Source organism: Enterobacter sp. BWH64 (assembly GCF_001037645.1).
Classification (GTDB): Bacteria; Pseudomonadota; Gammaproteobacteria; order Enterobacterales; family Enterobacteriaceae; genus Enterobacter; species Enterobacter hormaechei_C.
Map to the genome: position 1 here is coordinate 2155907 of NZ_KQ089922.1, position 13125 is coordinate 2169031.

Genomic DNA, 13125 nt, shown 5'->3' on the forward strand with positions numbered 1-13125 from the left:
ACCACATTCAAGCCACTGGCACTCGCTGGTGGCTTTTTTTATTGGAGTGAATAATGGCAAAACCGGACTGGGGAGAGCTTCAGCAACGGTTCCTGTCCGAACATGCCGCAACCGGCGTATCACCAAAGGAATGGTGTGAAGCGCAGGGACTGAACTACGCTACCGCCCGTCGATATATCAAAAAAACTTCTGCGCAAACTGCGCAAAAATCTGCGCAGAAAAAAGTGCGCATTGCGCAGAAAGAACAAAGCGCAAATGAGCTGATGGATGATGATGGACTTACTGCTCAGCAACGCTTATTTGTTGCGGAATACCTAAAGGATGGTAACGCCACACAAGCAGCTATCAGGGCGGGTTACAGCAAAAAATCCGCTGAACAAATTGGTTATCAACTCCTTCAGAAAACTTCAGTTGCCCAGGCTATTGCACAACAGCAGAAAGCCTCCATTGCGCGCACGCTTGGCAGTGCCGATGAAGTCCTCGCGCAGATGTGGCAGCTTGCCACCTTCGATGCAAACCAGCTATCGCAGTATCGCCGCGGCGCGTGTCGTTACTGCTGGGGATTCGGTCACCAGTACCAGTGGCGCGATATGGTGGAGTTCGAAGAGAAACGACTCGAAGCGCTTGAGCGGAAAAGTCGCGAGCCCGCTGATGTTGGTGGCTATGGCTATGACCATAATCGTGAGCCTAACCCTGCCTGCCCACGCTGTAACGGCGATGGTATCGGCCAGCCTTACTTCGCTGATACGCGTAAACTCTCGCCAGTCTCGCGACTCGCTTACTCCGGCGTAAAGGTCGGAAAGAACGGCGTCGAGATAACCGCTATCAGCCGTGAGCGTATGTTCGAAGCCGTAATGAAACGGCTTGGCCTGGCGGATAGCGAGTTCGCTCAGCGTCTCCAGCAGATCGAAATCGACCGCCGGCAGCTGGAGGTTGAGAAACTCCGCAAAGAGCTGGCCGGTGATGGTGATGGTGACGAACCGACCCAGTTCAGATCAATATCAACGTAGTGGACGCGAGGGCGGAAGATGGGGATCAGCCCGACACTTAACATTCCTCAGGCGCGTTTCCTCGCGATGCAGCACAAATTCAAAGCCTACGTTGCCGGGTTCGGTTCCGGTAAGACGTGGGTGGGTTGTGGCGGCATCTGTAAGGGGATGTGGGAGCACCCTAAAATCAACCAGGGTTATTTCGCGCCGACGTACCCGCAGATCCGTGACATCTTCTACCCGACGATTGAGGAAGTGGCCTTTGACTGGGGGCTGAGCGTCATAATCAATGAGGGGAACAAAGAGGTTCACTTCTACGAGGGGCGACGATACCGCGGAACCACAATCTGCCGCTCAATGGAGAAGCCAGGCTCGATAGTTGGTTTCAAAATCGGTAATGCGATGGTGGATGAACTGGACGTCATGGCGGCTGCCAAAGCGCAGCAGGCCTGGCGAAAAATCATCGCCCGTATGCGTTACAAAGTCGACGGGTTGCGTAACGGCATCGATGTAACGACTACGCCGGAGGGCTTCAAGTTCGTCTACCAGCAGTTCGTGAAGGCGGTCCGCGAAAAGCCTGAGCTTTCTGCTCTGTATGGGCTGATTCAGGCCAGCACGTTCGACAACGCGAAGAACCTGCCCCCGGATTACATTTCCTCGCTGCTGAGTTCTTATCCTGATGAACTGATTCAGGCATACCTGCGCGGGAAGTTCACCAACCTCAACAGTGGGACCATTTACCACACCTTTAACCGTAAACTGAACAACTGTTCTGACGAGATTCAGGATGGGGATCCGTTGTTTATCGGTATGGACTTCAACGTAGGGAAAATGGCCGCGATTGTTCACGTAAAGCGTAACGGGCTACCGCGCGCGGTTCGCGAACTGGTGAAAGTCTACGACACGCCGGCGATGATTAAGCGTATCCAGGAAGAGTTCTGGCGATATGAGGATGGGCGTTATGTGAAGAGCCGGGAGATTTACATCTACCCGGATGCGTCAGGCGACTCCCGCAAATCGCAGAACGCCAGCAAGACGGATATTGCCCAGCTTAACGATGCCGGCTTCAGTGTCATCGTTGATGATGCCAACCCGCCGGTTAAAGACCGCATTAACTCAATGAACGCCATGTTCTGCAACGCCAACGGTGAGCGCCGCTATCTGGTCAACGTCCAGAATTGCCCGGTCTACACCGAGAGCCTCGAGCAGCAAATCTGGGCGGCTAATGGCGAACCGGATAAATCAGCGGATAACGATCACCCCAATGATGCTGGTGGGTACTTCATTGTGAAGGATTACCCCATCGTGAAACCGGCATACTCAATCACCATGGACACCACTTTCTGATATGGCAAACGACGACATCACCTGGGTTCGACCAGAACACCGGGCGGCTTCTGCTGCCTGGCGGAAATACAGAGACTTTTGCAAAGGCGCTGAGGCCGTAAAAGCGGCGGGCAATAAGTACTTGCCTTATCTCGATCCAACCGATAAATCCACGCGCAACCGTAAGCGCAACGAGGACTATCTGCGCCGCGCTGTATTTTACGCCATTGCCGGCAATACGAAGATCGGCATGCTTGGCATGGCGTATCGCAAAGACCCAACGTTTAACGGCCCGGAGAAGCTGAAATACCTGCTGGATAATGCTGACGGGGCGGGTACCAGCATTTATCAGCAGTCGCAGCTGGTGGTTGAGAACGTGCTGGAGGTGGCGCGTGATGGGCTTTACGTTGACTATGCAGAGGCATCAGACGAAGCGATCATTCTCCGCTATCCGGCAGAGAACATCATCAACTGGCGAACAAAGCGAATTAACGGACGCGATCAGCTGGTACTGGTGGTCCTGCGCGAATGCGTAGAAGAGCCGGATGGTTACGCTTACAAGGACGAAATTCAGTACCGCGAGCTGGCGCTGGAAGAAGGGAAGTTTATCTGCCGTGTATGGCGCCGGGCAGGTGGCACCGCAAGCGGAACCTACAGCGTTGACAGTGAATACCACCCTAAGCCGAAAGGGAAGGACTACTGGGACGAAATCCCGTTCACCTTTGTCGGTGCTCAGAACAACGATCCCACTATCGATGATTCACCGCTGGCCGCGCTGGTGGAGATAAACCATGGCCATTATCGAAACAGCGCTGACTATGAGGACAGCGTGTGGTTCTGTGGTCAGGTGCAGCCGTATATGACTGGGCTTGATACCAACTGGCGAGATCACCTTGAGAAGACCGGAGTAAAAATTGGTTCCCGTTCACCGCTAATGCTTCCCAAAGATGGCTCGTTTGGCTATGCCCAGGCGCAGCCGAACATGCTGGCTAAAGAGGCCATGGACAGCAAACGCGATTACATGGTGCAGTTGGGCGCCAGGTTAATTGAGCAGAACGCCACGGCGAAGACTGCAACGCAGGCAAGCGGTGAACAGAGCGCATCAACATCAGTGCTGGGTATCTGCGTTTCAAACGTTTCCGAGGCTTACACGCTGGCGCTGGGCTGGTGTGCGAAGTACCTCGGAATTAAGGACGAATCGACGAGCTACACCATCAACCAGGAATTTATCGCGAAGGTTGCCGAATCCGGGATGGTTACCGCGATTGTTAATGCATGGCAGTCCGGCGCACTGCGCGATACTGACATGATTCGGGCGCTTCAGAAACTCGACCTCATCAACCCGGCAGACAGCCCGGATGATGTGATTGATGCGCTCCGCAATCAGGCGCCCTCATTGACCGGGGGCTGAGATGGCAACAGTCAACGAAAGTTTGCGGGATGAGGCCATTGCCCATTCCGTCTGGATTAGCCGCTATGCGACGGGTGTCGCTAACCGGATGGTGAAGCTGCTCAACGAGACGGACGCAGAACTGTCTGCCCGTCTGCTGGATGCACTGGATCGGCTCCCGGCTGATAGCTTCACGGTTACACGTCTGGAAAGCTTGCTCGGCAGCGTACGCGAACTTAACCATCAGGCTGTCGCTTCGATGCAGTCCGGGCTGGAAGGGGAACTGCTTGCGCTTTCCAGGAATGAGGTCAGTTATCAGCTGAGCCTGTTCGATTCCCTTCTTCCCTCACAGGTGCTGGCACGCTACCCGTTACAGGGAATCACCGCCGATATGGTTTATGCCGCGGCGATGGCTCAGCCATTTCAGGGGCGCCTGCTGAGTGAGTGGGCGGAGAATCTGGAATCGGACAGGCTGGCGCGGATCGTAAACGCTGTACGCCGTGGCTATCTTGCTGGCGACACGGTTGAATCCATCTCCCGAAGCGTGCGCGGTCATGCCAATAAAGTCTATCGCGACGGCGCGCTTCAGATGAGCAGGGCAAACGCCGCAAGCATCGCTAAAACAGCCGTTAATCATCTGGCTGCCACCGCGCGCAACAGCTTCACCAGCGCCAACAGTGACATCGTGAAGGGTAAGCAGTGGCTGTCTACGCTGGACAATAAAACCAGCCACGACTGCATTATTCGCGACCTGCTGCGATACACGCTGGATAATAAACCGATCGGGCATAAAGTACCTTACCTGCAAGGGCCCGGGAAAATTCATTTCTGCTGCCGTTCTACCGAAACCCTGATTCTTAAGTCGTGGCGCGAACTCGGTATCGATATCGATGAAATGGACGATGGTACCCGCGCCAGCATGGACGGACAGGTACCGGCGAAAACCACGTATCTGGAATGGCTGAGGCGACAATCGGCGCAGCGACAGGATCAGGTTCTGGGTGCCGAGCGTGGCCGTCTGTTCCGCGCGGGTGAAATCGACCTGGCTGATATGTTCACTGACAAAGGCGAGTGGATCAGCATGGAGCGTCTTAAGCAGCTATCAGGCGCTTGAACCTGACAACCATCACTTTCTACACGCCCTGGCATCCGCCGGGGCTTTTTTATGGGCGAGGCCCGACAAAATCCCGAGGGGAAATTATGTTAATTCGAAACATGCTTCTGAAATATTACGCACCTGAAAGCGGCGGTGAGGGCAGTGGTGGCGGTGGTATCGAAATCACCCCCGAAATCCAGAAGCTGATTGATGAGCGTGTGACCAGTGAAGTCACTGGCCTGAAATCGAAAAACTCTGAACTGCTGGGCACCATCAAACAGCAAAAAGAAAACCTGTCGCGCTTTGACGGTATCGATCCAGACGCTGTACGCGGCATTCTCCAGCGTTTTTCTGACGATGAAGAGGCGAAGCTTATCGCCGCCGGAAAAATTGACGAGGTGCTGGATAAGCGTACCGAGCGTCTGCGTGCTGACGTTGATAAGCAGATCAAAGCGGCAAACGAGCGCGCGGAAAAAGCTGAAGCGTTCTCCAACAAATTCCGGGATCGGGTCCTCGGGGATGCAATCCGGGCAGCAGCCTCTAAAGCGGGCGCGCTGCCTGAAGCTTCTGACGATCTGATTCTGCGTGCCAAAGGCACATTCCAGCTCAACGACGAAGGCGAGGCCGTAGCGGTTGATGCAAATGGCGATGTTCTGTTCGGCAAAGACGGCAAAACCCCACTAAGCCCGCTTGAGTGGGCGGAGTCACTCAAGGAGACGGCTCCGCATCTGTTCCCTCGCGCAGAAGGCACGGGCGCGGGCGGACACAAGCCAAACGGTGGTGGAAGCCTGAAACGTTCCGAAATGAGCGCCAGCGACAAAGCGGACTACATCCGCAAACACGGCCAGCAGGCCTTCCTCAAACTTCCGAAATAAGGGATTTAAACCATGGCAACGACTGTTAATACCGACCTGGTTATTTATGACGATCTGGCGCAGACCGCGTTTCTTGAGCGTCGCCAGGACAATCTGGAAGTGTTCAACGCTTCCTCCAACGGTGCGATTTTGCTGGATAACGAACTGATTGAAGGCGATTTCCGTAAACGCGCCTTCTACAAAGTTGGTGGTTCCATCGAATCGCGCAATGTGAACTCTGTCGATAAAGTCACAGGTAAAAAAATCGGTGCCGGTGAAGCGGTATCCGTTAAAGCACCGTGGAAATACGGTCCGTATGAAACCACGGAAGAGGCCTTTAAACGCCGTGGCCGCTCCGTTGATGAGTTCTCCGAAGTGATCGGCGTTGATGTCGCAGATGCCACGCTGGAAGGCTATGTGAAATATGGCCTGAAAGCGCTGACTGCGGCGATTGGTGCTAACGCCGACATGGTCGTAACCGCCGACATTGAGACCGACGGTAAAAAGACCCTGACGCGTGGCCTGCGCAAATATGGCGACAAGTTTAACCGAGTGGTTCTGTTCGTGATGCACTCCGCGACCTACTTCGACATTGTGGATGAGGCGATTGCCAACAAAATTTACGAAGAAGCGGGCGTGGTGGTTTACGGCGGGCAGCCGGGCACGCTGGGTAAACCTGTGCTGGTGACCGACACCATGGATGCTGATGCGATCCTTGGGCTGGTGGCCGGCGCAGTGACCGTTACCGAGTCTCAGGCGCCGGGCTTCCGTTCCTACGATATCAACGATCAGGAAAACCTTGCGGTTGGCTATCGCGCTGAAGGTGTGGTGAACGTCGATCTGCTGGGCTACAGCTGGGATACTGCCAAAGGTGATAACCCTGACCTGACCGCCATCGGCACTGCGGGCAACTGGAAGAGGCATTTCACCAGCAACAAATCAACGGCAGGCGTGCTGATCAAACTGGAATCCGCAGTGGGGGAGTAACGCTGTCAGCGGATAAAACCTCCGCAACCGCTGACAGCACAGATGCGGTAACTGTTTCTCTGAAGTACACGCTGAACGGCTCCGGTGTATCCGGTAAAACCGTCGTGTGGACGTCTACAGGCGGCACGCTTAGCACGGCCAGTTCTCAAACCGGCTCTGCTGGTGGTGCAACGGTGAAACTCACATCAGACGTTGCTGGCACCTTCACGGTAACCGGCACGGTTGAAGGAGTGGCGAAAACCACTGATGAGATCACCTTCACTGCGCCTTCCGGAGATTAAAGAATGGGGTGAAAGCCCCATAAACAGGATGATTAGATGATCAATACCGATATCACCTCTCCTGATGCCAACAGCTACGCCAGTGAAGAGGAACTTGCCTCGTTTGCGGAAATACGTGGCATTAAACTGCCTGACAAGCTCACTCCTTTGTTGATTAAGGCCATGGATTACCTTGAGGGGCTGGAGTGGGTAGGCTCAAAAGCTGACCCGAGACAGGCTCTGGCATGGCCACGCGTGAATGTCGTTCTGGATGAACATGATTTCCCGCCGGATGAAGTTCCACGGCAGGTTTTAACCGCGCAGTGCATGCTGGCGGTAGAGGCAATCGACGGAGATTTACTCTCCAGCGTGCGCGAAGCCGCTGTGAAAACTGAACGTGTGGAAGGTGCTGTCACCATGACCTATGCGGTCGCAGATGGTGAAGTTTTCACGCCGTCCTATCCTGCTGTCATGGCGCTGCTAGGCGACCTTGCTGGTGGTCGAGGTTTCGCCATCAATGCATTTGTAGAGAGGGTCTGATATGGCGATTGATTACCTACGTATGCAGGCCAGAACAACGCGCATGCTCAGGCAGAACGGAGCGTTATACAACGTCACCCGCAAGGGTTCAGTAACGGTTATCGGTGGCGTTGAGCATAAAACTGAAGCGGTCCGTTTTACTGCTGTGGGCGTGAAGACTGAATACGCGCCAAGCGAAATTGATGGAACGGTCATCGTTAACGGCGATGTGCAGATCGATTTTACGGCAGAGCAGGAAATTAAAATCGGCGATGTGGTTGATATTGACGGCACAGCCTACCGTGTTGTCAAACCGAACCCGGCAAAACCCGCCGCACTGGTACTCTGCTACAAAGCGCAACTGAGGGCTTAACATGGGCGAGAACGCGGCTTTCCTGGCTGAAATCACGGCTTTCGTTAATAAGGCGAAAACGAATCAGGAGGCAGTGGTACGCGCCGTCGGAATCAAAATCCTCAACCAGCTGGTGGTGATGTCCCCAGTGGGCAACCCGGAGTTGTGGGAAGTTAACCAGACAGCTGTTTCCTATAATCGCGCTGTTTACGACAATAACGAGGCGCAGCGGGCAAATCCCGACAACCTGACCAAAACCGGGCGACTGAAGAAAAAAGCCCGGGTTGTGGATGGGATGGATATCAAAGCACCGCCGGGGTATACGGGCGGACGCTTTCGCGGTAACTGGCAGGTATCGTTTGATGCTCCGACAACTGATGAAACAGGGCGAATAGACAAGACCGGCGACCTGACAAAAGCGGCCGGGAACTACACGCTGTCGCTTTTCAAAGTCGGGATGAAGGCCATTTATTTCTGCAACAACGTGCCCTATGCCTACCCGCTGGAAATGGGGCATTCCACACAGGCACCGCGCGGAATGGTCCGTATAACCGCTGCTGAGTTTCAACGCTTCTTTGAGGAAGCTGTCAGGGAGGTGTCCAGGTGAATCCTGATATTGCATCTGCACTGGCCGCCAGACTGGGTACCTGGGCCGATGCCGAGGGCATTTCGGTTGCATGGGAGAACGTGCCGTTTACACCTCCTGCTAACGAGATGTACCTGGCCGTTCACGATATGCCCGTTACGCCGCGAACAATCGATCTCGGCTTGCGCTGCCGGACTTATTCTGGCGTGTACCAGATTAATGTCGTGGCGCCAGCCGGCTCCGGCCGTACCTCCGTCGTTGCCCTGGCGAGCAGAGTGGCGGAATTGTTCCCCGAGGGGCAGGAAATTGCAGGCAAAGACTTTACCTGCTGGATTAGCAGCGCGCCTGGCATATTCCGCGGCGTCCCTACACCTGTGTCCTACACCGTTCCTGTCAGCCTGAATTATCGGGCAGACATTACCAGCTGATTCCCTCTCTGACATCCCACACCTGACCGGCTTAACGCCGATTATCTTGTTTCTGAAGGAGAAACCATTATGGGCTTTGCACTGCCTAACGGCTCTCATGTCTATTTGGCTTCGGGCTACGGCCCGGCCATTACTTTCACCGGCGCGACGAATGCTGAGCACGCGGTGATCACCGTCAGCGCCGCGGACGATATTGCGGTCGGCGATATCGTTCACGTGAACTGCAACTGGTCGGGTATTGATAACGTTATCGCGAAAATCGACGCGATTGCGGAGAATGCTGTCACTCTTCGCAACATCAATACCACCAACAAAAACAAATACGCGGAGGGCGGCGGTACCGGCTCTATTCGCAAAATTGAAGAATGGACCGAACTGCCACAAATCACTGAGGTATCGAAATCGGGTGGTGATCAGAACACCACGCAGATTCAGTTCCTCAGCGATGATCGCCAGCGCAACCTGAACACCTATAAATCCGCAGTCTCTCAGACCTACTCGATCGCGCATGACTCCACGCTCCCGGTATACCCGCTGCTTCGCCAACTGGATGAAGACGAAGAGACAGTCGCAGCGTACATGTACGTGCCGAAGGCGAAGGAGAACCGTTACTGGGCGGCCACGGCATCTTTTGACGACACGCCGACTACTGCGGTTAACGAGGTAGAGACAGTGAGTGTGGTGCTGAACCTGCAGTCACCGGCGATGACGTTCTACAAGGTGACTGACGCTGCCGCCTGACCCGTCAGAGCTTTCACCATTCCATGCCTCCCATCACGGAGGCTTTTTTTCGTTAAGAGGTATCGATGGCGACCAAATTCACTCTTCAGCCTAAACCAACATTTAAGGCCAATGTCTCGATCCCCCGAGCCGGCGATGAGGATGGCGTGCTGACGTTCACATTCAATCACAAGCCACTCAAAGAACTGGCGGATCTGGAGAAAATGGAAGGCAAAACCGCCACTGATTTTCTGATGGAAATCATTGCTGGCTGGGCACTTCCCGATGCATTCAACGCGGAAAACCTGTCGGTGCTGCTGGAAAACTATCCGGCTGCAATGAAGGCTATCCCTGAAACCTACTATCGCGAACTGATGGGGCAGCGCGAAAAAAACTGATAGCGGTTGCCTCTGCATTCTATACGCCTGAACCCACAGCGGCAGACCTGGCACCCTATGGGCTTACGCCGGATGACTACGACGATCAATACATCGACGTCTGGCCAGATGTATGGCCTTCATTCCTGGTGTTTCAGGCTGTCAGCACGCAGTGGCGCACGGGCATGGGAGGCGCATCAGGGCTTGATTACAACGTGCTGCCCTGGGTGATGCGCCTGCACCACGTCGACGACGAGGCAACCGCGCTTTCGGACATCCGAATCATGGAGAGCGCCGCACTAAAAGTTATGCATAAAGAGAGGGCGGAATGAGTAACGACATCGCCACGATTTCCCTGCGCGTAAATACCACTGAGCTGGAGCGTGGTAACCAGGCACTGGATCGCTTTCAGGAGACCGCGACCGCCGCTGCAGGTAAAGCGGATGACCTGAACAGTACGTTTCGCACCGGTATCGACAACCAGAAGAAAAATACCGAGAGCCTGAAGCAGCAGCGCCAGGAGCTCCAGACTCTGCTCAACAAAATCAGCCCCGTTAACAAAGCGTTGGATGAACTCGATACCATTCAGGAGAGCCTGTCTAAGTTTCGCAGTAAAGGGCTGGTGGATGATGAAGATTTTACGCGTTACAACAGCGTGCTTGAGTCAACCCGCGCGAAACTAGCGCAGGTCATGGAATCTGAAACAGCAGAGGGACGTGCTCGCATTGAGCAGGCACAGGCAGCACAACGGGCAGCTGCCGCAGGCAAAACTTTTATCGACTCACTTGAGGATCAGGTTGCAGCTATCGGAAAAACCCGTGCAGAGTTACTCGAACTGAAGGCGGCCCAACTCGGCGTGTCGGATCGCGCTGCGCCAATGATTGCCCGACTAAAAGAGCAGGAAGAGTCCTGGAAATCGGGAGCTATCAGTGCGGGGCAGTACCGTAATGCCATGCGTTACCTGCCAATGCAAATGACGGATATTGTGACCTCACTGGCCTCCGGTATGCCGGTTTATATGGTTGCTATCCAGCAGGGGGGGCAGCTGCGTGATTCCTTTGGCGGGGTGGGGAACGCGCTAAAAGCGATGTTATCCATGGTCACCCCGGCGCGTGTAGCGATTGGTGGTCTGGCTGGCGCTGTACTGATTGCGGCAAAAGCGGGGGCGGACTACTTCACAGCCTACGACGAAATTAACCAGGCCATTATCAGGACTGGCAACATTGCCGGCACGTCAGCGCTCCAGATCATGGCTTCCTCCCAGTCTATTGCTGCCTCTACTGGCGCTACTGTAGGAACCGTTCAGAGTTTGATGACTGAGCTGGTTGGCATGGGATCGCTGACACAGCAGCAACTTGAAAAAGCAGCGGGCTCCACGGCGCTGGCGGTTCAGACCGGTATAGTCTCGGCTCAGGACATTACCAAGGCTTATAAGGATATTGATAAGGATCCGGTTAAGGCTCTTCAGAACCTTAATGAGCAATTCAACTTTCTCACCGTTTCACAGCTTAAGCACATTGACGAGTTAGTTAAGCAGAAAGACCAGACCGCTGCCGTTACTCAAGCTATGGATTTGTTTGGCGACACGATGGCAGAGCGCGGAGAGCAGGCTTACGACTCGCTGACGCCATTTGGCCGCCTGTGGCTTGATATCAAGGGATGGGCGTCTGAGGCTATGCAGAGCATCGGTCAATGGGTAGCTGAGCTGGCATCAAACACGCTAAAGGAATTTAACGCGATTTATTACAGCGTCGCGATAGTTTTCCAGAAGCTGAACCAGATTATTTCTTCTTCTATCGCGGCTGCGATTAATCTCGTTCCTGACTGGGCGAAAACGGATACTTTGCAGGGATGGCAGGACTATAACGAAAAAATGGCCGGCGCTTATGGTAACAGCGTATCTCAGCTGAAAAAGGACTGGGACGCAGCTGACATTAGCGCAGGCAAGTACCTCGATACATCCCGCAAAATAAGCGCCGCGACCACTCAGAAGGATCGTGAAGCAGTCGCTTCGTTTGGCAAAAAAACGAAAACAAGAAAACAGGGTACTGTATCGGCTGGCGACCGCAGTACTGACGCTGCTCAGGCCGAATTGCTGGCGCTTCAGGCGCAGTTGCGTGCTCTTCAGCAGCATAAAGGGCTGAACGACACTATCAGCCAGCAGCGCAAAGATCTGTGGACGACTGAAGCAAAATTTCAGGTGCTGGAGGAGGCCTCGCGTTCACGTTCCCTGACAAAGCAGGAACGATCCCTGCTGGCGAGTAAAGACCAGGTGCTTCAGTTGGCACGGCAGAAAGCCCTGTTAGGTGATCAGATTACCGAACAGGAACAGCTGAACAAGCGAATGGATACCTCGCAGAAATACGTCACGCAGATGGCAGAGAAGCAGGCTGCTTTGGTCGGTGGAGCTGGAATGAGCGATCGGTTAGCTCAGCGTGAACTCGCGAAAAGTCAGCTTGCCGCAGGTTGGGTGAACGCCGGCGGTTCTCTGGAGGACGTTGGTTATCAGAAGCAGCTCAAAGCGGCGAATAATTACTATGCCGCAGAGGACAGGTTGCGTGGCGACTGGTTGACCGGCGCGAAAAAGGGCTGGGCTGAATTTGAGGACTCCGCAACCAATGTTTACTCACAAGTGCAGACACTTACCAGCAATACATTCACCGGTATGGCCAGCACTCTTACAGACTTTTTTACCACTGGAAAAGCTAACTTCTCAGATTTCCTGACAACCTTTTTGAAAGGAACAGCCCAGATGCTGACACAGTTGGCGCTGGTTAACGGAATGAAGTCTGCGTTTGGGGGGACATCATTTGGTTCATTTTTCGGATTTTCTAGTGGCGGCGCAGTTCCGGAATTCAATACTGGCGGCTACACAGGGGATGGAGGAAAGTATCAGCCAAAAGGCGTGGTGCATAGTGGCGAATTCGTCTTCACCAAAGAGGCAACAAGTGCGCTGGGGGTTGGAAACCTCTATTCACTTATGCGAAGCGCACAGGGTTATGCAAATGGCGGTTATGTTGGCCACGCTCCGATGTATGGGCTTCAGTCATCATCGGCCGGTGGGGTAAGTATTCAAACGTCCGTAGTTGTTCAAAACCAGAACTCTCAGCAGCAGACTTCTGCAAATAACGATGCTGTTTCTCGCGCTTACAAGCAGACTATTGATCAATCTGTTCGGGCAGGTATTGCGAAACAACTTCAGCCTGGTGGGCTCATCTGGAATGCAACAAAATCAAGATAA

Annotated in this window: 14 protein-coding genes and 1 pseudogene; all 15 read left to right on the forward strand. The window is 54.1% G+C overall.

Features of this window, described 5'->3' with window-relative positions; all coding sequences use genetic code 11:
• The first annotated feature begins 53 nt into the window (after positions 1-53).
• The 15 genes and pseudogenes from SK50_RS10190 (at position 54) to SK50_RS10255 (ending at position 13125) form a co-directional block, all read left to right on the forward strand.
• Positions 54-1051 (forward strand): annotated as a pseudogene (locus SK50_RS10190) (terminase small subunit).
• On the forward strand, positions 1029-2336 hold the full coding sequence (locus SK50_RS10195) for a terminase large subunit domain-containing protein (RefSeq protein ID WP_045349479.1): 1308 nt from the start codon (positions 1029-1031) through the stop codon (positions 2334-2336). The pseudogene SK50_RS10190 and the gene SK50_RS10195 overlap by 23 nt, the downstream one beginning before the upstream one ends.
• A gap of 1 nt (position 2337) precedes the next feature.
• Entirely contained in the window at positions 2338-3726 is a 1389-nt protein-coding gene (locus SK50_RS10200; RefSeq protein ID WP_045911871.1) for a DUF4055 domain-containing protein, read from the forward strand.
• A gap of 1 nt (position 3727) precedes the next feature.
• Positions 3728-4819, forward strand: coding sequence for a structural protein (locus tag SK50_RS10205; RefSeq protein ID WP_048229362.1), 1092 nt, complete (start codon positions 3728-3730; stop codon positions 4817-4819).
• An 86-nt stretch (positions 4820-4905) separates the two neighbouring features.
• Positions 4906-5676 (forward strand): hypothetical protein, encoded by a 771-nt coding sequence (locus tag SK50_RS10210; RefSeq protein WP_048229364.1) that lies wholly within the window; start codon positions 4906-4908, stop codon positions 5674-5676.
• A gap of 12 nt (positions 5677-5688) precedes the next feature.
• Positions 5689-6642, forward strand: coding sequence for a major capsid protein (locus SK50_RS10215; RefSeq protein WP_048229365.1), 954 nt, complete (start codon positions 5689-5691; stop codon positions 6640-6642).
• 2 nt (positions 6643-6644) lie between these two features.
• Positions 6645-6923: an Ig-like domain-containing protein gene (locus SK50_RS24010; RefSeq protein ID WP_255353973.1), complete on the forward strand. Its 279-nt coding sequence runs from the start codon at positions 6645-6647 to the stop codon at positions 6921-6923.
• 36 nt (positions 6924-6959) lie between these two features.
• The gene (locus tag SK50_RS10220; RefSeq protein WP_048229367.1) at positions 6960-7442 is read left to right on the forward strand and encodes a DnaT-like ssDNA-binding protein; all 483 of its coding nucleotides are present in this window, start codon (positions 6960-6962) and stop codon (positions 7440-7442) included.
• A 1-nt stretch (position 7443) separates the two neighbouring features.
• Entirely contained in the window at positions 7444-7794 is a 351-nt protein-coding gene (locus SK50_RS10225; RefSeq protein WP_048229368.1) for a hypothetical protein, read from the forward strand.
• 1 nt (position 7795) lies between these two features.
• Positions 7796-8380 carry a hypothetical protein gene (locus tag SK50_RS10230; protein WP_048229369.1) on the forward strand — a complete coding sequence of 195 codons (585 nt, stop codon included), beginning with the start codon at positions 7796-7798 and terminating at the stop codon, positions 8378-8380.
• Positions 8377-8787: a DUF4128 domain-containing protein gene (locus SK50_RS10235; RefSeq protein ID WP_048229370.1), complete on the forward strand. Its 411-nt coding sequence runs from the start codon at positions 8377-8379 to the stop codon at positions 8785-8787. Before SK50_RS10230 ends, SK50_RS10235 begins: the two co-directional genes overlap by 4 nt.
• Before the next feature lie 69 nt (positions 8788-8856).
• Positions 8857-9528: a phage tail protein gene (locus SK50_RS10240; protein ID WP_048229371.1), complete on the forward strand. Its 672-nt coding sequence runs from the start codon at positions 8857-8859 to the stop codon at positions 9526-9528.
• A gap of 65 nt (positions 9529-9593) precedes the next feature.
• Positions 9594-9905, forward strand: a complete 312-nt coding sequence (locus SK50_RS10245; protein WP_022651271.1) for a phage tail assembly chaperone — start codon at positions 9594-9596, stop codon at positions 9903-9905.
• 47 nt (positions 9906-9952) lie between these two features.
• On the forward strand, positions 9953-10216 hold the full coding sequence (locus tag SK50_RS10250) for a DUF1799 domain-containing protein (RefSeq protein WP_044704725.1): 264 nt from the start codon (positions 9953-9955) through the stop codon (positions 10214-10216).
• Complete coding sequence (locus SK50_RS10255; RefSeq protein WP_048229372.1) at positions 10213-13125, forward strand: phage tail tape measure protein; 2913 nt, start codon at positions 10213-10215, stop codon at positions 13123-13125. Before SK50_RS10250 ends, SK50_RS10255 begins: the two co-directional genes overlap by 4 nt.

Bases quoted from the DNA above. Each gene is read 5' to 3' on its own strand.
- SK50_RS10205 (WP_048229362.1), top strand. From the start codon at position 3,728: ATGGCAACAGTCAACGAAAGTTTGCGGGATGAGGCCATTGCCCATTCC.
- SK50_RS10200 (WP_045911871.1), top strand. From the start codon at position 2,338: ATGGCAAACGACGACATCACCTGGGTTCGACCAGAACACCGGGCGGCT.
- SK50_RS10215 (WP_048229365.1), top strand. From the start codon at position 5,689: ATGGCAACGACTGTTAATACCGACCTGGTTATTTATGACGATCTGGCG.
- SK50_RS10230 (WP_048229369.1), top strand. From the start codon at position 7,796: ATGGGCGAGAACGCGGCTTTCCTGGCTGAAATCACGGCTTTCGTTAAT.
- SK50_RS10220 (WP_048229367.1), top strand. From the start codon at position 6,960: ATGATCAATACCGATATCACCTCTCCTGATGCCAACAGCTACGCCAGT.
- SK50_RS10240 (WP_048229371.1), top strand. From the start codon at position 8,857: ATGGGCTTTGCACTGCCTAACGGCTCTCATGTCTATTTGGCTTCGGGC.
- SK50_RS10210 (WP_048229364.1), top strand. From the start codon at position 4,906: ATGTTAATTCGAAACATGCTTCTGAAATATTACGCACCTGAAAGCGGC.
- SK50_RS10255 (WP_048229372.1), top strand. From the start codon at position 10,213: ATGAGTAACGACATCGCCACGATTTCCCTGCGCGTAAATACCACTGAG.
- SK50_RS10225 (WP_048229368.1), top strand. From the start codon at position 7,444: ATGGCGATTGATTACCTACGTATGCAGGCCAGAACAACGCGCATGCTC.
- SK50_RS10195 (WP_045349479.1), top strand. From the start codon at position 1,029: ATGGGGATCAGCCCGACACTTAACATTCCTCAGGCGCGTTTCCTCGCG.
- SK50_RS10245 (WP_022651271.1), top strand. From the start codon at position 9,594: ATGGCGACCAAATTCACTCTTCAGCCTAAACCAACATTTAAGGCCAAT.